The sequence below is a fragment of the Variovorax durovernensis genome (genome assembly GCF_977011995.1).
Map to the genome: position 1 here is coordinate 4,522,350 of NZ_CDRNCW010000001.1, position 19,872 is coordinate 4,542,221.

The following is a 19,872-nucleotide window of genomic DNA, read 5'->3' on the forward strand; positions in this document are numbered from 1 at the left end:
ACGCCTTTAGCGGCTATAGGTGCTAGGGCTCAAATGCCCGTAACATTTGAGTTGAACTGTTAGGCGCTCTTTGCATGCACCGCTAATTCTCTCGCTAGAAGGTCCGTCAATGCCTTGCTGCGTATGCCATCTTCGAAAGACAGCTTTAGCTTTCTCAGTGCAGTCTCGATGCTCTGAGAGCCAGCTTGTATCAGTTTCACCAGTTCGGTGTCATGATCAAGAGCCTCACAAATGGCGTCGAAATCTGGTCTTCCTTTGGAAGTGTGAATTTTGACAAAGTAGTTGTAGAGCATAAAGACCAAGTGGTATTTATAGCCCTTGTAGCGTGGCCTTACAGCATTGCGCTTGAATAGATTCTCTAGTCGATTCAAAACAGCTGCTGCTGTGTAGTACTTCTCCAGTGAATCGCCAGCTACAAACATCCGCTCCCTATTGCTATCAAGAACTTCCCCGAAATGGCGGTGTGTACTCTGCGGCTGCGCTAGGCACGCCGACACGAACGCTTTGATCTGTGCGGACAACGTCGTAACCTGACTGCTTCTTACCTCAGGCACATTCTCATACTGCTTGGATCGACGCTCGTAATAAATGGGGCGCTTTCGCGATGCGGCCTTTGCCTTGTAATACTCTTCGAGATCTTTGTGAAATGGTGAAAGCGATTCAAATGCCTCAACTTTCACCTCGGTCTGTCGGTTGGTGGCTTTAATTACGTTGACAGCAATCTCTGGATCCACAGTTTCGATGATCTTCAAAATAATGTGCGAGCCCGCGTCGATTCTATCGCGATTGGCGAACAGCACATGACTCGTTTGGCAACCATTTACAATCTGGTAATCTGTAAGCTTCACCTTTCCACTTATACGCTCAACTTTTTTGGCTATGATCGTGATGCCATTGTTATATATCGCAAGCGCGGCTTGTCCGGATCCAGATTTTAAAGTCGAGTCGATCTCACGATTGACAGAATTTTGACCTTGAAAATCGCGAACATTATCGTAAAAAAGATTGCGCTGCAGCCCTCCATCCGAGTCCGTTACAAGCTTTAGGTATTCCTGCGCAGACAAACTACCTACAAAAGATTGACGCACGCCTTCGATTTCAGGCAACGCCACCAACGACGGAAAATCGATTTCCTTTAACGAACGCCCTCGCACCTCTCTATACGTCTGCTTTAATCGTTCTGCGTCTACGCATTGGAAGTTGAGATTCGAAAACAAACCTCTATCCCTCAAAACCTTCAATTCACCCGAAATAAGGCCGCTAATATGCTCAGGCTCGGCCCACGCCCCGGTCGTTACGAAAAATAAATCCAAGGTTGGCGCACCATCTAGACTTATGCTGTTTTTGTAAATTCTTTGCTTTATAGATCTTAATCTTTGAATTTCTTCATTCTCCGGGATCGCCGAATGATCGGCAAAGAAATTTTTAATCCCGGCAAGAAAATTTAGAATCTGCGCTCCACTGAATTTTGCGGAAGTCTTGGACTGAACAAACGAAAATGAAACCCCAAGTGATCCATTTCTATTCAGAAAGAAATCAATTTCCTCTGGCTCCTGAACGATGTTTCCGTTGACTATAATTGCCACCCCGTCAATCGCGGAATCAGCACCTCCACCTATCGAAAGATCTTCAAAATCAAAATCTCGAGGATACTGCTTCGAGATGATGCAGTAATTCACAAATCTTTCGAATTGCTCAGATTCGTTCTTGCCTTCAAGCGCATTCTGTTCGCTGAAATCTCGCACATAGCTCTTAAGTATTTCGTCATGCATATTTATCCTCGTTGTACTGCAAATATAAATTTTTCTTAGCCGGCTTAGCGATTAAGCCCTTGTGTGTGCTGGCGCGACAAATCTGCTTAAACCCAACGACCGATGCGGTTGCTTTGTTTTTCTCAATTTTGGCGAGAAACATAAAATTTCTAGCCAATAGTCCTTATTCGCGCGAATTCATCAGATTTCGGCCACCGCCACATAGCGGACCATGGAGTTTTGAGGATTAGGCCACACCAGAAATCTGTACTCGTCGCCTGGGAGCGCAGGCTTCTCTTTGCTTAGTGCAATACCTGCATCGTCGGCAGTTAAATACCCGCGCCAAATCATTGGGAGTCCGATAAGACCGACGTCGATCATTTGAGCGCATAGTCACCAGGAGACGCCTGCCTCGCGTCCGGCGCCAATCGGAATACGCATTCCACATATGGCCGAACCTCCATCCACTCCGCTTGTCGGTCATAGAACTGCGCAAGCACCCGTCCAACGTCCACCGCGCTTGGTGCTCCGGAAGACCAGTGAACGGAGAACGCGGCACGAACGTCCGCTGTGGAGTGCTTGTCCGCGTCTTGGTGACCATAAGCGTGGAACTCTCTGATGGAACCCGGCGCGGCATAGTCGATTGCACCCGCGCACTTGGCCCCCTTCGTTATTTGCTCACGCTCAACATGCGCGCGAGAGAACGAATCCTGAACGGTGTGCAGAAGGCTTCCGAACGCGACCGCCCCCAAATAGGAGGGTTTGCGGATGTTCGGATTGCCAAGAGCGAAGAGATCTTGCACGCTCCATCCGTTCAAGCCAAAGACTTCGCGAATACCCGCCACGTCTTGATTCGCAACGATGCCATTGGCAGGGATCTTTCTGGTCGCGACCTTCCACGTGAACTCGGCCCACATCATGATGCGCGCGTAGGTGATGTCCGGCGACTCACCGTCGACCGAGCCCATTGCGTGGAGGAACTGCATGTCTCCAAAGTGGGAACGTACAAGCAGCGGCGCCGTCTTGGCGTTCAATACTTCACCGCGAGCGGCCCTCTTCTTTCCGTCGTAGAAGACTCGCCCCCAGCACTCGGGTTGGACCACAAGGCGCACTGTGTCTCCGGCCTTGCATCCCCCATACTTGCCAAACGAAGACTCGAACCTGAATGGCGGGTCATCATTCCAACGTACTCCAGCGAGTACGTAGGCCTGCGCCGGGTCCCAATCAGGGTCAGCGCAAATGTCAGCGTCTCCATCGCAATCCAATGACCGGTTTGCAATTTCTTCGTGGACCGGGCTGCCGAACTTTCGAACACCCAAGTCCACGAGCTTACTGAGCAACTTGTCTCCGGTCGGTTGTCCCTTCTTTGCGAGCTTCTTCTCGAAGGACGTTCCGTCCGGCGATAGCTCGAAGCCAAAGGATGCGCCAGGCATCAACATGAATGCCGCTATGGCTACGTTCGCCGCTTTCCAAAGCATCTTCCGCCTCCCATACCTTTGTGGTACTCCCCTGCACTACGGTAGCGGAGGTGAAAGGTCCCGGGCATCCCTACTTTGTGGGATGCCCAGTTGAAGCCGACTGAGAGCGCTAGTGCCCGCCCTACCCACTTTCCTGCGACAACGTCTCCGCCTCCCGCGCCAGTTCAGCAGCAATCCAGAGCATGCGATCCCGGTGCATCTCCCCTGCCTCCTCGAATCATCTGTTGCCGTCGCCCTAGCAACACCACAGCAGCGAGTCAAACTGCGCAAGCTTGATTTCGAGGAGTGCCTTTGCTTCGTCGCGTGGAATGCGACGAAGCATGCGACTCCTGAGGATGCGACTGTGAGCCTGGGGTACTCGTCGAAGGATATGCCTCAGCGTTGAGGCTGGAGCGACAGGATTTTGATTTAGCCACTCTGTTGGAGTTGAACTGCGGCAAAGCGTAGAAGGTGGGCGCCCAAGCGATTCGTGCTTGGCACTTACGAACAAATTCCCGGCATGACCGGCACACTATGATGCGCGCGCGCCAGCCTCGGCACCCACCAAGGCAGCAGCGCCTGCAACCAGTATCGCCATAGCCCCAACGGCAATCTGAGTGAGCATTAGGTAGCTGCTGGTCGCCGGGAACACCCCTTCCCTCCATCCGAATGCATAGACGGCCCTGAATCGCCCCGGATTTTGTGGAGGCTCAACACTCTGAGAGGATTGAGCCATGAAGAAGTCGAACAAGTTCTCACCCGAGGTGCGTGAGCGCGCGGTGAGGATGGTGCAAGAGCACCGTGGGGAGTACCCATCGCTGTGGGCGGCGATCGAGTCGATTGCACCGAAGATCGGCTGTGTGCCGCAGACGCTGAACGAATGGGTCAAGCGTGACGAGGTCGACAACGGCGTTCGAGAAGGCGTGACGACCAGCGAGGCCCAGCGGATGAAGGAGCTCGAGCGCGAGGTCAAGGAACTGCGCCGGGCCAACGAGATCCTGAAGCTGGCGAGCGCGTTTTTCGCCCAGGCGGAGCTCGACCGCCGGCTGAAGTCCTGAGGGATTTCATCGACAAGCATCGCGACACCTTCGGGGTCGAGCCGATCTGCAAGGTTTTGCAGGTCGCCCCGTCGGGCTATCGGCGGCACGCGGCACTGCTGCGCGAGCCGCACAAGCGCTGCGCCCGAGCGCACCGCGACGATGTCCTCATTCCGGCGATTGAGCGCGTGTGGCAGGCCAACATGCAGGTCTATGGCGCTGACAAGGTCTGGAGGCAACTGGCACGCGAGGGCACGGCTGTGGCCCGCTGCACGGTCGAGCGGCTGATGCGGCGCCTGGGGCTGCGAGGCGTGATGCGCGGCAAGGTGCTGAAGACCACGATCAGCGATGCCAGAGCGCCATGCCCTCTGGATCGGGTCAACCGTCAGTTCCGTGCGCAGCGTCCGAACCAGCTATGGGTGTCCGATTTCACGTACGTCTCGACCTGGCAGGGCTGGCTGTACGTGGCCTTCGTGATCGATGTGTTCGCCCGGCGCATCGTGGGTTGGCGGGTCAGCAGTTCGATGCGCACGGACTTCGTGCTCGATGCTTTGGAGCAAGCGCTGTACGAGCGTCAACCCGAACGCGACGGCAGCTTGATTTGTCACTCGGATCGCGGCTCGCAATACGTCAGCATCCGGTACACGGAACGACTGGGCGAGGCTGGCATTGAGCCATCAGTGGGCAGCAAAGGCGACTCCTATGACAACGCCCTGGCCGAGACGATCAACGGCCTCTACAAGGCCGAGCTGATCCATCGCCGGGCACCGTGGAAGACCAAGGAGTCGGTGGAGTTCGCGACGCTCGAATGGGTGTCCTGGTTCAACCACCATCGCCTGCTCGAACCCATCGGCTACATCCCACCTGCAGAAGCTGAGGCAAACTATTACCGGCAACTCGCCAGTCAGTCCGCCAAGACGGCGGCATGACTTAAACCAACTGGTCTCCATGAAAGCCGGGGCGATTCAGCCCAGAAGGCGAGAACCAAAACGAGCCAGGCAATCAGTGAGGCAACAGTGGTCGCCCGCGTAATGCGCTTTTTCCCAAGGAATGTGTGAAGGAACTTGCCGACCAATGCGCCAATCGTGGATCCCACCAGGATGGCAAAACCGAACGCGGGATCGGGCACCAGCAGTTTCGACGCCGGCACTGTCATGATGGCGGCCAGAATCGCGCCAACGTATTCCATGAAGAGCTTCTTCATTCTCCGCTCGCGACAGTGGGGAAAGTGAACACGTACCAAACCACCTTGTCAGTGGGGCTGAAGACCATGACGGGCATGTCTTTGATCTTCTCTGTCTTGGACGGAAGAGAAAACTTAACTGAGAGACCCTCGTTGGTCACTTTCTTTGTTTCGAGCACCAAGACGCGCATCGAGTTGAATTGCGTTTTGATCAAGTCCCCCGACTTGGGGCCACGCACGCTTCCAAGGCAAGCCTTTGCGATCTCATCCGGTCCTGAAAGGATACGGGCTTCGGAGACGCCTTGCGACTTGAGGCCCTTCAGCGTTTCTTCCTCGTTCCTTCGCAGCGCGCCCTCTGGCAGTCCGATGCAGGTGATCATGCTGGATGGGAAGTCAACTCGAAACTGCACCGTTTCCTCGACCTGCTTGCGGTAGGAATTAATAACCACGCGGCGCTGTGGCTCGCTTGGCGTTCCTTCTGGAAGCGAATACCCCGCACTGGTGACCCAGTCAAATGCTTGGCGCATCCAACTTCCCTCGTCAATGATGGTGGAGATCTTCTTGCTGGTCAGTTCACGCGTCACAAGAACCTCGCGCAGGTCCGGCTTGCCAACAACTCCAACAGGCGGCCGACTGTAGAAGAAGCAGCCACCAGCCTTCGGTGTGTTCAACGCACCGCTCCAGAAGCCAGCTCCTTTCCAAACGAAGTACAACTCCGGGCCAGAAAGATTGCACACGCGATAACTTAGGCGCTCATCCTTGGATCCCTTCGCCCCGACAACGTCGGAAAAGAAGGTCGCCTCGAAGTTCTGTGCTTGCACGCAGACTCCTTTCCCGATGTCACCGCCCCCGGCGTGGCTTACGCAAGGCTCTTCAGCGGGAGGCCAAGCATGAGCCTGGCCGCACATCAGGAGAAGGAGAACCAGTGCCCCAGCCAAGCAGCCTCGAATCGTCATATAGACCTCCGCGGTGAATTGGGTAATGAATCGTCGTGAATGCGACCTAGCTAAGACGGTTGCCTTGTCACCTTCGGCAGCTACCACACGGCATCCAGCACCGGCAAAAACTTCAGCTCCGCGAGTAGTCGAAACCCCTCAGGCGTCGGATGCAATTCGTTAGCCCATTGATTCTTCGCCAACGTACCTGTCGTTTTGATCGCAACGATCTTTCCCAAGCCAGGCTCCGCGGCCAAGGCGTCTTGTGCCTTGCCAAAGGCAGTTACAAGATCCTCGAAGAGTCCTTTGCGCAAGGAGGCCGGTACTTGGCATTTCTCCATCGGAACCTTGAGCCAATCTGCCGGACCAAAAACGCCTTCGCCAGTTGCGTACGCGTCGTCATAGTTATGGAGTACGACTACAGCAGTTTGGTTATAGGTTCTGAAGAGTTTGATCAGCCTCCGGTAGTGGCCGATGATCTTGTCCAGTGCTGTCGCAGGCTGTCCATCCGCGTAACAGGAAGAAACTGACTGACAGGTCGAACAATTGGTCTTGATCAGCTTCGGAAAATTCTTCTGTCCCACGATGTCGTTTCCACCACCGCTAAGCAAAAGCGCCTTGACCAGAGGGCCTCGTGCATAGAAGTCGAAAGTGGCCTTGATCGAAACGGCGTACTTGCCCTGCCATTCCGAAGCCTCTGAGCCGTTGTAGCCCGCCACGACTATCGACTGCAAAACGCGCCTCGTCGCGATCTCACCGAGCAGGTTGTCGAACGGGTACCAGAACCAGGAGTCGCCCACGGCGAGTGCAGTCGGAGACGCGCCACGCATCAAGGCATCTTGATGCCCATAGAACAAGTTCGGGATCGGCATGGGAACCCTCCTCTGCGCGACATTAGCGCAGAGGAGAGTTCTAGGGTATCCCGCCTTTGAGGGATGCCCTGCCATCAGACGGTCGCGGCGCCCTACCTCGGCCCGCTCTCTTGCAACAACATCTCCGCATCCCTTGCTAAATCCGCAGCGATCCAGAGCAAGTGATCCCGATGCTTCTCCCCCGCTTCCTCGAACCACCCATTGCCGTCGCCATAACAGCACCACAGCAGCGAGTTCAGCTGTGCCAGTTTGATTTCAAGCAGGTCTCTTGCCTCGTCGGCTGTCGGGGTGGTGGTCGCCGTGGGCTTCGTGGTGCCGCGTGTGCGGCGGGAAGATTTGGGCGCAGAACGCCCAGCCATAATTCGCTCAGCCATTTGGTGTGCTTCCTCTGAAAAGTTGTGCACGTCATGTGGTCAGACGGTCAGGGTGTTTGCGCGCCCTGGCCGTCGCCTTTTGTGCCTCACGTTCGCACCGATGCACCAAGGAAGCACCGGCAACCCGCCGTGAGGTAGGCGGTCTATCAGTTCACTTGATCAGAAGTTCGGGGAGTTCCTTTTCACGGTGTTCGTCGCCCACGAGGAGGGGCGTCTTGCGGCAGGGGCATTCACTGTAGAGAAGCGAAGCCGCGCAAGAGAAAAGATTTCGTCGAGGAATTCTCGAATCGATGAGATATCTGCCGGGGCGCTGCGGCAAGACACAAAGCGATGACGGTTGGAGGACTCTCGCCCTCCGTCAGCGCATGCTCAGAACGAAACCGGGGGCAGCACCAGCTTGCCGGACATGGACAGGACCGACTCTTCCACCGCCTTGTGCAGCGCCTCGCCCCACGCAATGAGAGGCTCCGGGGTTTCGTGCCTGTCCTCTGCTTTCGGCTGCACGCCTGCGAGCCCGGCGAACCGCTTGTTGGTCATCAGGTTGACGCGCAACAGGGTGCCTCCGTTCGCGCCATAGACGCTACGGATGGAGTAGCCGGACTTGAACAGGGCAATGCCCTTCTGCTCTGCTGCCTTGGCGATTTCGGACTCTGGCTTCAGGAAAGCCATCGTCGCGAGTGCGGAGTTGACGATGAGGCACTGCCGCGTTCGCGCGCTCTGGCCGGTGCCGAAGTCATCGGTATGGAATTTCGGTCGCGCAGCTGGGCAGGTCTCGCTCACCCAGCGCACGCTCGGGGCCACTCCGCCTTCGGTGCTTGTAATGGTCAGGACGGCCAACGGCTCCGTGCCGGAGCCCGCCAGGTAGAACGCCTTGGTCTTCAGGTTGACCACGTGCGCGCCACCATCGAACTTCAGTGGAGACTGGTATTCGGTCAACGGAAGCCAGGGCAGGCCTCCCGGATCGAACTCCGTTCGTCCTACCGGCTCCGCACTGGCGCTGGCCGCCAGCAGCAATGAAAAAGCCGCAAGAAGCGGCTTTGCGAATCGGCCCGAGAGGGTGGTCGAAGACTTGAGCATGCTGACGAAACTCCCTGTTTACTTCTTCGAGCCGAACGCGGCATGGGCCGCGCGCGGGTTATGCCGGATCGAACCCCGGCGCCGAACTGATCTCCGTCGGCTTGTAGATCTTGTGCTGCGCCACGCCGCTGCCGGCATCGGTCACCACCAGCAGGCGCCACAGCGCCTCGCGCACGGAGCAGTCGCTTTCTTCCTTGCTGAGTTTGAAGCTGGGCACGCCCGGCGCGGTGCCCTTGACGACCACGCGCAGCAGGGTCTGGCCCTTGGCGTTGGACACTTCGAGGTCGAAGCCCTTGCCGGTCATGTTCTCGGCCTTGTAGCCGTAGCCGGTGAAGTGCTTGACGACGTATTCGAGGGCCGCGGCCTGCACCTGTTCGGGCGATGCCTTGTCGCCGCCGCCTGCCGCGGCTGCATTGGCCGTGGTCGAGATGGGCTGCGGCACGTTGCCGCGCGCCCTGGCGGCCTGCACTTCGGCGTCGGTGGGCGTCCAGCCGCTCGGTCCGCGCACGAGCACGGCCAGCTTGTGCTCGGGCTCCCAGCTGGCGACGTGCCATTCGTCGTCGTCGCGCACGCGGGTGGACACCTTGGCGTCCTTGTTGCTTTCGACTTCGAGGATGGCGATGCGGTTGGTCTGCACCACGGCGCGAAAGCCGCTGCCGCTGTCAAAGCTGCGCTTGAGCAGCGCGAGCCTGTCTTTGGCGCGCTGTATCTGTTGTGCGTTGCGTTCGCCGCCGCCGGCGCGGTGGTGCACGTCGAGCGACTCGAGGTAGAACCAGCGCCCGTTGGCCGCCACGTTCACCCATTCGGCCCAGATGGTGGCGATGATGTTGTCGCCGGTGGCCAGCCAGGCATGCTCGAAGGGCTTGTCGCGAGCGTCGAACACACCCATTTTTGCAACGATCTCGACCGGTGTGAGCCGTGGGCCCGAGAGCCGCATCTCGTCGATCACAGTGAGTACGCGGGGGTCGACTTCCTTGTCCATTCAGTGGAATTCTGGTGAGTTTGAGGGGGTGGGGAGTATGCCGCATCGCCCGGCAGGGCTGCCGGTGGATGCGGGCGTGGGTGCATCAGGCGCCGCTTCAGCCGGCGAACGGAACGCTGCGGTAGGGGCTACGCGCATCGCTCAGCAGCATGCGGTTGGTGCGAAGCAGATGCTCTTCGCGCGCATCGGAGTATTTCCAGATGAGCCCGCCCGCTATGTATGCGGCGCTCACCTGCGACCAGCTGGTGTAGGCCTCGCGCACCTGCGCGGCCAGGCCGCCGGCGAAGCCCGCGAACTCGGCGCGCTCGATGTAGCCGAGCTGCACCGCCCAGCGCGATAGGCTGGCAAGGCGCACGGCGTCCCAGGCGACCAGATTGGGCACGTCGGCCGCGGAGACCTGGAAGTGCTTGCGCAGGGCCTCGACCCAGCTCGGGCTGCCCGTCATCAACGCTGCCAGCTCCTGCGTCGACTTGCCGCTCTGCGCGGCGAGCTGGCGATAGTCAAGGCTCTTGCGCGCCTTGATCTGGAAGAACGCGGGGAAGAAGGCTTCCATGGCCATCCGAAGCAGCATGGGCGTTTCTCGCGTGGCCGTATCGATGGCAGCCACGGCATTCCACAACGGGCGGTAGGCCGAGCGCTGGCCCTCGTCGACCAGCCATCGGGCGGTCTGCTCGAAGCTGGCGCGGTCGTGCACGCTCCAGACGTCGGCGATGCCTTCGCGCAGCACGTCGCTGTCCTTGCCGGTAGCCACCGCGTTCACTAAGTCGCCGTTGAAAGCGGACAGCGGCGCACTGAGTGTGACCAGCCATTGCTCTTCGCTTGTGAGCACCTCGGCGGTGTCGAAGTGAAGCTTGTCGTTGTCCATCAGCGCGTGGCCGAGGGTATCCATCATCCCCATTGAACCTCCCTGTGATCGAAGCCAAACGGACCGGGTTGGCGTGGCGGACACGCCGCAGCCCGCGGAACGGCACATGTTAACCAGCACGGGCGGCCGCAGGGTGTCAGGCCGGTCCAGCCGCCACTCCCCCCATGCGCTCGACGTTCGCGTCGACCCGAAGCAGCAGCGCCGTCAGCTGCTCGATCTCTTCGGGGGAAAAGTCGGCCAGCGCCTTTTCCACGTGCGCATCCATCAGCAGCTTGGCCTTGGGCAGCCGCCTGGCGGCCAGCGGCGTGAGCGAGATCAGGCGGCTGCGCCTGTCTTCCGGGTCGTCCACGCGTTCGACCAGCCCGTCGCGCTCCATGCGCGCCAGCAGTTGCGCCATGCTGGGCTGTTCGACCTGCGCGATCCGCGCGAGCTCTGCCTGCGACAGCGCCTTGCTCTTTTTCAGCGACACCAGCACCGGCAGCTGGCCGGCCGCAAGGCCCAGCTCACGCAGGCCGCCATCGACGATGCGCGTGAATCCGCGGGCCACGCGGCCCAGAAGCTTCAGGGGGTTGGGTTCGGGAATGTCTGCCATGCCGTCATTCTACTTCCATAGGAGCCTATGCTAATATGAATAGGAACCTATCCTTATTCGGAGTCGATCGAATGAACAAGCATCCCCGCATCGCCATCGTCGGCGCCGGTCCCGGCGGCCTCACGCTGGCGCGCCTCCTTCACCTGTCCGGCATCCACGCCACCGTGTTCGAACGCGACGAAGACCCGCTCTCGCGCCCGCAAGGCGGCACGCTGGATCTTCATGAGGACTCGGGCCTGCTCGCCATCGAGGAGGCCGGCCTCGGCGACGCCTTCCGCCGCTTCGCGCGCTACGAAGACCAGGGCTCGCGCCTGCTCGACAAGTCAGCCCGCGTGTTGTTCGAGGAGCCCGATCCTTCGGCCGGCAACCGCCCCGAGATCGACCGCACCGCGCTGCGCGACATCCTGCTGGCCTCGCTGCCGGCCGACTGCGTGCAATGGGGCCGTGCGCTGCGCGACCTGCGGCTGCAGGAGGGTGGGCGCTGGAACCTGCTGTTGGCCGACGGCGAAGCCGGCCCCTTCGACCTGGTGGTCGGCGCGGACGGCGCATGGTCGCGCGTGCGGCCGCTGCTCTCGCCGTACAAGCCGCAGTACAGCGGGCTGACCTTCATCGAGTTCGGCATCGATGACGTGGACGACAGCCATCCGGCGCTCTCCAGGCTGGTGGGCCGTGGCAAGCTCGACGTGGAAGGCGACGGCAAGCTCATCATCGCGCAGCGCAACGGCAATGCGCACATCCGCGGCTACGCGATCTTCCGCGTGCCGCCCGACTGGGCTGCGAAGCGCTTCGACTTTGCATCGCCCGCCGCAGTGCGCAGCGCGCTGATCGACGAGTTCGCAGGCTACGCCGACGCCCTGACCGACCTCTTCCGCGCCAGCAACGACCTGTTCGTGCCGCGCCCCATCTACGCACTGCCGGTCGGCCATTGCTGGGCGCCCCGCCGCGGGCTCACGCTGCTGGGCGACGCTGCACACCTGATGTCGCCCTTTGGCGGCGAAGGCGTGAATGCCGCAATGCGCGACGCCGTCGAACTGGCGGCCGCGCTGGCGAAACAAGCCGACTGGGCCGGCGCTGTGACCGCCTGCGAAGCGCGGATGTTCGAGCGCGTCGCCGAAGTGGCCGAACGCTCGGCCGAAGGCGCGGCCATCCAGATGTCGCACATCGGCGAGGCACTGTCGCTCGAACATTTGCGTCAGCACCGGGCCTCCGCAGCCGCCTGATCCCTCCGCCCGGGAATCCCGGCATGTATCGGTTTGACTTTCTTTTAGATATATCTAAAATAATTTCAGACATACATCGAAAAGGATGCCCACCATGAGACATTTCCACTCCGGCCACCACCACTGCCGCACCGCGCGCGGCGAGCATGAAGACGGCCTCTCCGGAGGTCGCGGACACCGTGGCGGGCGCGGCGGCGGCGCCGGCGGCCGCGTGTTCGGCCACGGCGGCCTGCGCTTCGTGCTGCTGCAGCTCATCGCCGACAAGCCGGCCCACGGCTACGAATTGATCAAGGCCATCGAAGACCGCCTCGGCGGCAGCTACGCGCCGAGCCCCGGCGTGGTCTACCCCACCCTCACGCTGCTCGAGGAGCTCGGTTACCTGAGCGTGGAAACGGCCGACAACGGCGGGCGTAAGCGCTACAGCATCACCGCCAGCGGGCAGGAATTTCTCGCGGCCAACCGCGAGATGGCCGACGCCATGATGGCCCGCATGAGCGGTGGCGTCGACGGCGCCGGCCCGCGCGGCGGACGCCCGCCGCAAGTCACGCGCGCCATCGAGAACCTCAAGCTCGCCATGCGCATGCGCCTGTCGGGCGCGCCGCTCACCGAGCAGCAGGCGCACGACTTTGCCGCCGTGCTCGACAGCGCCGCACAGCAGATCGACAAGATCTGAGCCACCACCGAATCTCAACCCGCCCTGTTTCCACAGGATTCATGCAATGACTGACTTCAGTACTTCGCCAACCGCCTCCGCACCCGACCGCACGCCGCGCCGGGTGCGGCATGAACTGCGCTTTCGCCAGCTCACGGTCAAGACCGTGGAACGCGTGACGCCGCACCTGATCCGCGTGACGCTCGCCGGCGACGACCTCGCGGGCTTCCACAGCCCCGGCTTCGACGACCACGCAAAGATCTTCTTTCCCGACGCCGCCACCGGCAAGCTCACGCTGCCGACCGCCGGCCCCGAAGGCCCGGTGTGGCCCCCAAGCGGCCGCCCCACCATGCGCGACTACACGCCGCGCCGCCACGACGCCAGGGCCGGCACGCTGGAAATCGACTTCGCGCTGCACGACGCCGGCCCCGCCACGCAATGGGCCGAGCAGGCCAAGCCCGGCGACGTCCTCGGCGTGGGCGGCCCGCGCGGCTCGTTCATCGTGCCGACCGAATTCGACTGGCACCTGCTGATCGGCGACGACACTGCCCTGCCCGCCATCTCGCGCCGCCTGGCCGAGCTGCCGGCCGGCGCGCGCGTGGTGGTGCTGGCGGAGGTCGACAGCGAAGCCGACGAACTGCCCTTCGAGACCCGCGCCGAACTCACGCTGCACTGGGTGCACCGACGCGGCGCCGAGCCGGGCACCAGCCCTGCGCTGCTCGACGCGCTGAAGGCCGCGAAGCTGCCGGCCGGCGACTTCCATGCGTGGGTGGGCTGCGAATCGGCCATCGCCAAGGCGCTGCGCGCGCATCTGGTGGGCGAGCGCGGCGCGAATCCGAAATGGACGCGGGCCTCGGGCTACTGGCGCCGCGGCGCGGTGGCGACGCACGACTCCCACGACGAGTGACCTGCTGGTATTGCTCCTTCCCCCGCTGGGGGAAGGCTGGGATGGGGGCAAGCGGCGTTCAAAGAAGCCGCTGGTGGTTCATAGGCCGCCGTGCCCCACCCCTGCCCTCCCCCAGCGGGGGAGGGAGAAATTCAATGCGGCACTTCCGCCGGGCCCGACGCCGCCGCACTCCGCTTGGGGCTGCGAATCAAGAGCAGCAGCGGAATCGCCAGCACCGTGATGATCATCATGATCGCGAAGTCATCCAGGTAGCCGACCAGCGCCCCCTGCCTCGTCACTTCGGCATTGAGCAGCGCCAGCCCGGTCATCGTGTCCGGCGACATCATCTGCGGCAACGTCGACAGCGCCTGGTTGCCCGGCGCCACGGTCGCGGCGATCTGCGCATGCGCCTTGCTCGAGCCTTCGGTCAGCAGCGCCTGCACGATCGAGATGCCCACGCTGCTGCCGATGTTGCGCAGCAGGCTGAAGATGGGCGTGCCCTGGTTGCGCAGCCGTGGTGCCAGCGTGGCGAAGGTGGCCGTGGACAGCGGCACGAAGGTGAAGCCGATGCCCAGCCCCTGGATGAAGCCCGAGACGACGATCAGCGTGCTGTCCATCTGCAGCGTGAGCCGCGTCATCTGGTAGAGCGAGAAGGCAGTGAGGCTGAAGCCCACGGCCATGATGGCGCGCACGTCCACCTTCTGCACCAGCCGCCCGACGATGATCATCGCGATCATGGTGCCGACGCCGCGCGGCGCCGTCACCTCGCCGGTGTAGACCACCGGGTAGCCCATCAAGCCCTGCAAAAAGTTGGGCAGCAGCGCCATCGTCGCGAACAGGATCATGCCGACGATGAAGGCGAACAGCAGCCCGGTGACGAAGTTGCGGTCTTTCAGCAGGTCGCGGTCGAAGAAGGAAACGCCCTGCACCGTCCACGTGTGGACCACGAAGAAGCCGAAGGCCACCAGCGCGGCTGCGGCTTCGAGCTTGATCTCCCACGAGTCGAACCAATCGAGCTGCTCGCCCCGGTCCAGAAAGAGCTGCAGCATGCCGATGGCAAGGCTCAGCGTCACGAAGCCGAAGATGTCGAGCTTCTCGCCCTTAGGCCGGCTCTCCGGCAAATATCGCGCAATGCCCCAGAAGGCAAAGATGCCCACCGGCAGGTTGATGAAGAACACCCAGCGCCAGTCGAAGTTCTCGGTGAGCCAGCCGCCCAGCAGCGGCCCCAGGATGGGCCCGACCATGATGCCCGCGCCCCAGATCGCCATGGCCTGGCCGACCTTCTCGCGCGGGTTGATGTCGAGCAGCACCGCCTGAGAAAGCGGCACCAGCGCGGCACCGAAGATGCCCTGCAGCAGCCGCGCCGCCACGATGCCGACCAGCGAGGTCGCGAGCCCGCACAGCGCCGAAGCCACGGTGAAGCCGATCACCGAGATGATGAAAACCCGCCGCCTGCCCCAATGCCCGCAGAGCCAGCCGGTCAGCGGCAGCGCGATGGCCGAGGCCACGATGTACGAGGTCAGCACCCAGGTGATCTGGTCTTGCGAGGCCTGCAGGCTGCCCTGCATGTGCGGCAGCGCCACGTTGGCGATGGTGGTGTCCAGCGCCTGCATGATGGTCGCCAGCATGATCGAGATGGTGATCATGCCGCGGTGCGGCACCGTGGTTCCGGGTGCGACGCTCATGGCTTCTGCCCCCCGCCCGAGGTGATGTCCACCAGGCTGCCGTGCACCTTGCCGAGCAGGCCCAGCAGCTGCGCGCGCTCGGCCTGGGACAGCACCGACATCACGCGGGCGTTGAGCCCGTCGCTGATGCTCAGCGCGGCGTCGAGCGCTTCTTCGGCGCTGGGCTCCAGGTGGATCTTGTTGACGCGGCGGTCGGTCGGGCTGGGTTCGCGGCGGATCCAGCCGGCCGCGGCCATGCGGTCGCACAGGCCGGCCACGGCCATCGGCGTGAGGTCGAGGCGCTGCGCGAGTTCGGCCTGCGACAGCGGCTCGTCTTCGTCATGCATGGCCAGCGCGCCGAGCAGGCGGCACTGGGCGCTGGTGAGTCCGATGCGTTCGCGCGCGAGGCGGTCGAACTCTTCGCTGTAGAGCTTGCCCACGCTCTTGACGAGGAAGCCGAAGCGCTGGGTGAAGTCCCTTTTCATAAGGGACTAGATTATCTATATGTTTATTAGTTTGGCATTAGCGAGCGCCGGCAGCCGCTCAGAGCCAGCCGGCCCGCCTGAACCGGTAATACAGGTAGCTGCAGGTGCTGACGATCAGCCCCAGCGCCACCGCGTAGCCATAGCGGAATTTCAGTTCCGGCATGTTCTCGAAGTTCATGCCCCAGATGCCGGCGAAGGCGGTACACACCGCGAAGATGCTGGCCCAGGCCGCGAGCCGCTTGGTGACTTCGCTCTCTTCGATGGTCACCATCGACAGGTTCACCTGGATGGCGGTGGCGATGGTGTCGCGCATCGCGTCGATGGAGCCGTTGATGCGGCCCAGGTGGTCGCCCACGTCGCGGAAATATTCCTGCGAGCTCATGCAGATCTGCGGCACCCGCCCGCCGTGCATCTTGCCTGCCGCCTCCAGCAGCGGCGCCACCGCGCGCTTCAGGATCATGCTGCGGCGCTTCAGGTCATACAGCTGCTTGATCTTGTCGCGCGCCGCGCCGCCTTGGCCGAATATCTGCTGCTCGATGGCCTCCAGCTCCACTTCCAGCGCGTCGATCACCGGAAAGTAGCGGTCGACCACCGCGTCCATCAGCGCATAGAGAACGAAGCCCGCGCCGTTGCGCAGCAGCTCGGGTTCGCGCTCGCAGCGCTCGCGCACCCCCAGAAAGCCCTGCTGGCTGCGGTTGCGCACCGACAGCACATAGTTGCGGCCGACGAACACGTCGACCTCGCCCACGTTCGTGCAGTGCTCGCCCTCGGCCGATGGCTCCACCAGGTGCATGACCACGAACAGCGAATCGCCGTATTCCTCCACCTTCGGGCGCTGGTGGCCGTGGTGGGCGTCTTCCACGGCCAGCGGGTGCAGGCCGAATTCTTTCTGCATTTCGCCGAGTTCTTCGTCGGAGGCGTCGCTCAGCGCCACCCAGACAAAGCAGCCGGGCCGGGAGATGTAGTCGCTGATGTCTTCGACCGAGATATCGGCGAGCTTGGAGCCGTTTTCATAGGCGACGCAGTTGATGAGCATCGGTACCCCCGGAATTCACGTTGGTGGAGCCATGGATGGTGCCACGAGGCGGCGACGGCTTCCGGCGCGGGTGCCACCGCGGATTCAGGCAGGTCAGCTAGAGTTCGCCCTCGTCCGCCTGGCAAATGGACATATAAATATACGAGGGGGGGGAAGGCCATGGAAACAAGTTCGTTCGAGGAATCGATCAAGTGAAGCGGGACATTCGTCTTGCGAAATCGCTGCTGCTGGCCGTCATGGTTTCGGTATCGACCGCCACGGTCTGGCAACTCTGGGTGGCGCGCAACCAGACGCTGGCCGCGGCCGACACCAACAACCTCAACCTGGCCAAGGCGCTGAACATCTATGCCGAGGGTGTCTTCACCCAGAGCGACATGCTGCTGCAGGGCGTGGCCGAAACCTTGAAGGAAGACGACCGGCACGAGCATCTGGAGCGCGTGCAGTCGCTGATCGAACGCCAGAAGCCCTTGCTCGACCAGCTCGACGGCGTCGCCGTACTCGACGCCCAGGGCGACTGGCTGCTGTACTCCAAGGGGCACGTTCCAGCGGGCACCAACAGCGCCAAACAGGCCTACTTCAAGCACCATCGCGAGAACCGCTCGAACGATGTCTTCATCAGCCCGCCGCTTCGCAACCCGTTCACCGGCGAATGGGGAATCACGGTCAGCCGACGCCTGGAAGACAGCGAGGGAAAGTTCGCCGGCGTGGTGGTCGTCGGGCTCGGCCTGGAAAATTTCCTGCGCGCGTTCGGCGCCATCGCGCTCGGCAGCAGCGGCACCATCGGCCTGACGACCAACAACGGGAAGATGCTGGTGCTCTATCCCTATCGCGAAAAAGACATCGGACTCGATTTTTCCGGGTCGGCCAATTTCCAGCGCCATTTTGCCGGCACGGTGGGCACAGCCTCGTTCCGCTCCAGCATGGACGGGCGGCAACGGCTCTACGCCTTCCGCAAGAGCGACCGCTACCCGGTGCTCACCACCGTGACCCTCGGCCGCGACGAGGCGCTGAAGGCCTGGAGGCACCAGGCGCTGCTCACGACCGGCGTCGTGGGAGCCCTGCTGGCGGCCATGGCGGCGGTGGGTTGGCGGCTGATCGTCAACATCGGCCGCCGGATCCGCGCAGAGGCCTCGCTGATGGCCGCGCGCGAGGATCTGTTGCAAGCCAACCGCCGGCTGGCGGTGCTGGCAACGCAGGACCAGCTCACCGGCCTGGCCAACCGCCGCAGCTTCGACGAGGTGCTGTCACTGGAATGCCGCCGCGCCGCCCGGGAAGGGACGAGCCTTTCGCTGCTGCTGCTGGACCTGGACTACTTCAAGCCCTTCAACGACACATACGGCCACGTGGCCGGCGACCAATGCCTGAAAGCCGTCGCCGATGCATTGCAACTGGGCGTCAAGCGCCCGGGCGACCTCGTGGCGCGCTACGGCGGCGAGGAAATGGCGATCATCCTGCCCAACACCGACCTGCCGGGCGCCCTGAGCGTCGCCGAGCTGCTGCTGGCACGGGTTCGCGCGCTCGACACCCCGCACAGCGCCAGCCCGCACGAACGGGTCACCCTCAGCATCGGCGCGGCCAGCCTGCGGGGCGTGCAGCCGGCCGGGGCGGAACAGCGGCTCATCGAGACGGCCGACCGCGCGCTGTACAAGGCCAAGGAAGGCGGGCGCAATCGCGCGATGGGGCATGAAGAGCCCCTGGATGGCCGGCCGTCCGCCTGACGCCGGCAGCAGCCTGGACCTAATGCACCGAACGTAAATCCCCCGGGCATTCCCAGCCGTGCACATGCGGGCTCCAGTGCTGCACTTCCCCTGCATTCCCCCGACAAGTCCCCAGTCCCGATAAGCCAGCCATGACCGAAAAATCCAAAAGAAGCACCACCCCGCTTACTATCGCCTCTGTCGTTTCTCTCTTGATCTTGGTCATAGCCGCCATGGCGCTGCGAGACAGAAACATCTCGCAGGCGCTGTTCACCTCGGTATTGGGCTTGTCAGTCACTCTTGGCTTGCTCTCCATCGCAGGGTTCGTCGAAACATTGATGAAGCCGGCTTTGGGATTCGAGAGCTTTCGCTGGGGTCTTGTCTCGGCGTTGGCGTTTGTGGGCTACCTTTCGCGGGTAGACGCGGTCAATGACATCAACGCGGTATTCCACATCGACGCGGCGGCCTTGCCGTTGACGACTATCGCAGCCACGGTCTTGCGGTTCGCCACCTACATGCAATGGCCAATGGGCGTCGTATTCTTCGGATCAGTAGTGGTGATTGGATTCATGTTTTGGGGATCTGTCCTCAGCGACAAGGACGACATCGAGAAGCTCGGCCTTGGAACTCGAGTGTTTGCCGCGGCCGTGTCGAGCGGCTTGGCTTTGCTGCTCATACTTACGCAACTCGACGATGCCGGCATCAAGGCCAAGATTTATCGCGTAGCGCACAAGGCGGACTTCGTGAGCAGCTTCAACTGCGAAAAAACCGACCCCGAGCAATTCAGCGTTCTCTTCATTGGCCCAGAGCAACGACGAGTGCTTCTCGCGCCAAAGATTCAGAGCGACACGAATTTTCTCAACGAGCGCGACCAGCCGCCTGAATTGATGCAGCCCGTCAAGATTCCGACCTACTTTCAGGTCATGGATTGCTCTCCAGGCGCTCCCCCATCAGCGCAATGAACGCCTTTCCCTGGGTTTGCGCGATGGGCCACGAAGAGCCCGTGGATGGCTGACGGCCGGCGGGACGCCGGCAACGGTCTTGGGTCAAGCACGCCGAACGTAAAATGCCCCGGCATTTCCACCCGTGCCCATGCGGGCTCCGGCG

Annotated in this window: 19 protein-coding genes and 1 other annotated feature; of the genes, 6 read left to right on the forward strand and 13 right to left on the reverse strand. The window is 61.8% G+C overall.

Annotation, left to right across the window (positions count from 1 at the left end; genetic code table 11):
• Positions 1-59: 59 nt before the first annotated feature.
• A complete protein-coding gene (locus tag ACWV14_RS21535; RefSeq protein WP_454903618.1) occupies positions 60-1,772 on the reverse strand; it encodes an AIPR family protein in 1,713 nt (570 codons plus the stop codon).
• 356 nt (positions 1,773-2,128) lie between these two features.
• Positions 2,129-3,190, reverse strand: coding sequence for a hypothetical protein (locus tag ACWV14_RS21540; protein WP_454912788.1), 1,062 nt, complete (start codon positions 3,188-3,190; stop codon positions 2,129-2,131).
• A 752-nt stretch (positions 3,191-3,942) separates the two neighbouring features.
• Here ACWV14_RS21540 and ACWV14_RS21545 point away from each other — a divergent pair.
• Positions 3,943-5,174 (forward strand): IS3 family transposase gene (locus tag ACWV14_RS21545; RefSeq protein WP_454902881.1). Its coding sequence is split into 2 segments (ribosomal slippage): positions 3,943-4,231 and positions 4,231-5,174, totalling 1,233 coding nucleotides; the frame shifts between segments, so codons are not numbered across the junction.
• Positions 4,221-4,337, forward strand: a sequence feature (AL1L pseudoknot). Its footprint overlaps the gene before it by 117 nt.
• On the opposite strand, the gene ACWV14_RS21550 is transcribed toward ACWV14_RS21545, so the two are convergent.
• The 8 genes from ACWV14_RS21550 to ACWV14_RS21585 form a co-directional block, all read right to left on the reverse strand.
• Complete coding sequence (locus ACWV14_RS21550) at positions 5,150-5,449, reverse strand: hypothetical protein (protein WP_454912789.1); 300 nt, start codon at positions 5,447-5,449, stop codon at positions 5,150-5,152. The genes ACWV14_RS21545 and ACWV14_RS21550 overlap by 25 nt on opposite strands.
• Entirely contained in the window at positions 5,446-6,249 is an 804-nt protein-coding gene (locus ACWV14_RS21555) for a hypothetical protein (RefSeq protein WP_454912790.1), read from the reverse strand. The genes ACWV14_RS21550 and ACWV14_RS21555 overlap by 4 nt, the downstream gene beginning before the upstream one ends.
• 215 nt (positions 6,250-6,464) lie before the next feature.
• The gene (locus ACWV14_RS21560) at positions 6,465-7,235 is read right to left on the reverse strand and encodes a hypothetical protein (RefSeq protein WP_454912791.1); all 771 of its coding nucleotides are present in this window, start codon (positions 7,233-7,235) and stop codon (positions 6,465-6,467) included.
• 92 nt (positions 7,236-7,327) lie between these two features.
• Positions 7,328-7,609 (reverse strand): hypothetical protein, encoded by a 282-nt coding sequence (locus ACWV14_RS21565; protein ID WP_454903621.1) that lies wholly within the window; start codon positions 7,607-7,609, stop codon positions 7,328-7,330.
• Between the two features lie 369 nt (positions 7,610-7,978).
• Positions 7,979-8,686, reverse strand: coding sequence for a hypothetical protein (locus ACWV14_RS21570; protein ID WP_454903622.1), 708 nt, complete (start codon positions 8,684-8,686; stop codon positions 7,979-7,981).
• Positions 8,687-8,744: 58 nt separating this feature from the next.
• Positions 8,745-9,668, reverse strand: coding sequence for a protein NO VEIN domain-containing protein (locus ACWV14_RS21575; RefSeq protein ID WP_454903623.1), 924 nt, complete (start codon positions 9,666-9,668; stop codon positions 8,745-8,747).
• A gap of 97 nt (positions 9,669-9,765) precedes the next feature.
• Complete coding sequence (locus tag ACWV14_RS21580; protein ID WP_454903624.1) at positions 9,766-10,560, reverse strand: DUF1266 domain-containing protein; 795 nt, start codon at positions 10,558-10,560, stop codon at positions 9,766-9,768.
• Positions 10,561-10,669: 109 nt separating this feature from the next.
• On the reverse strand, positions 10,670-11,125 hold the full coding sequence (locus ACWV14_RS21585) for a MarR family winged helix-turn-helix transcriptional regulator (protein ID WP_454903625.1): 456 nt from the start codon (positions 11,123-11,125) through the stop codon (positions 10,670-10,672).
• 71 nt (positions 11,126-11,196) lie between these two features.
• On the opposite strand from ACWV14_RS21585, the gene ACWV14_RS21590 reads away from it, so the two are divergent.
• The 3 genes from ACWV14_RS21590 (at position 11,197) to ACWV14_RS21600 (ending at position 13,904) form a co-directional block, all read left to right on the forward strand.
• Entirely contained in the window at positions 11,197-12,345 is a 1,149-nt protein-coding gene (locus ACWV14_RS21590) for an FAD-dependent oxidoreductase (RefSeq protein WP_454903627.1), read from the forward strand.
• Between the two features lie 94 nt (positions 12,346-12,439).
• Positions 12,440-13,018, forward strand: a complete 579-nt coding sequence (locus ACWV14_RS21595) for a PadR family transcriptional regulator (RefSeq protein WP_454903628.1) — start codon at positions 12,440-12,442, stop codon at positions 13,016-13,018.
• 46 nt (positions 13,019-13,064) lie between these two features.
• Complete coding sequence (locus ACWV14_RS21600; RefSeq protein WP_454903629.1) at positions 13,065-13,904, forward strand: siderophore-interacting protein; 840 nt, start codon at positions 13,065-13,067, stop codon at positions 13,902-13,904.
• Positions 13,905-14,035: 131 nt separating this feature from the next.
• Here the strand turns inward: ACWV14_RS21600 and ACWV14_RS21605 are convergent, their stop codons facing one another.
• From ACWV14_RS21605 to ACWV14_RS21615, 3 genes are read right to left on the reverse strand one after another with little or no spacing between them, the layout of a single operon-like run.
• Positions 14,036-15,568 carry a DHA2 family efflux MFS transporter permease subunit gene (locus ACWV14_RS21605; protein WP_454903630.1) on the reverse strand — a complete coding sequence of 511 codons (1,533 nt, stop codon included), beginning with the start codon at positions 15,566-15,568 and terminating at the stop codon, positions 14,036-14,038.
• The gene (locus tag ACWV14_RS21610) at positions 15,565-16,032 is read right to left on the reverse strand and encodes a MarR family winged helix-turn-helix transcriptional regulator (RefSeq protein WP_409195210.1); all 468 of its coding nucleotides are present in this window, start codon (positions 16,030-16,032) and stop codon (positions 15,565-15,567) included. The genes ACWV14_RS21605 and ACWV14_RS21610 overlap by 4 nt, the downstream gene beginning before the upstream one ends.
• A 58-nt stretch (positions 16,033-16,090) precedes the next feature.
• Positions 16,091-17,068 (reverse strand): magnesium and cobalt transport protein CorA, encoded by a 978-nt coding sequence (locus ACWV14_RS21615; protein WP_454903632.1) that lies wholly within the window; start codon positions 17,066-17,068, stop codon positions 16,091-16,093.
• A 191-nt stretch (positions 17,069-17,259) separates the two neighbouring features.
• On the opposite strand from ACWV14_RS21615, the gene ACWV14_RS21620 reads away from it, so the two are divergent.
• Together ACWV14_RS21620 and ACWV14_RS21625 are read left to right on the forward strand one after the other, a co-directional pair.
• Positions 17,260-18,786 carry a diguanylate cyclase gene (locus tag ACWV14_RS21620; protein ID WP_454903633.1) on the forward strand — a complete coding sequence of 509 codons (1,527 nt, stop codon included), beginning with the start codon at positions 17,260-17,262 and terminating at the stop codon, positions 18,784-18,786.
• Positions 18,787-18,917: 131 nt separating this feature from the next.
• The gene (locus tag ACWV14_RS21625; RefSeq protein WP_454903634.1) at positions 18,918-19,727 is read left to right on the forward strand and encodes a hypothetical protein; all 810 of its coding nucleotides are present in this window, start codon (positions 18,918-18,920) and stop codon (positions 19,725-19,727) included.
• Positions 19,728-19,872 lie beyond the last annotated feature (145 nt).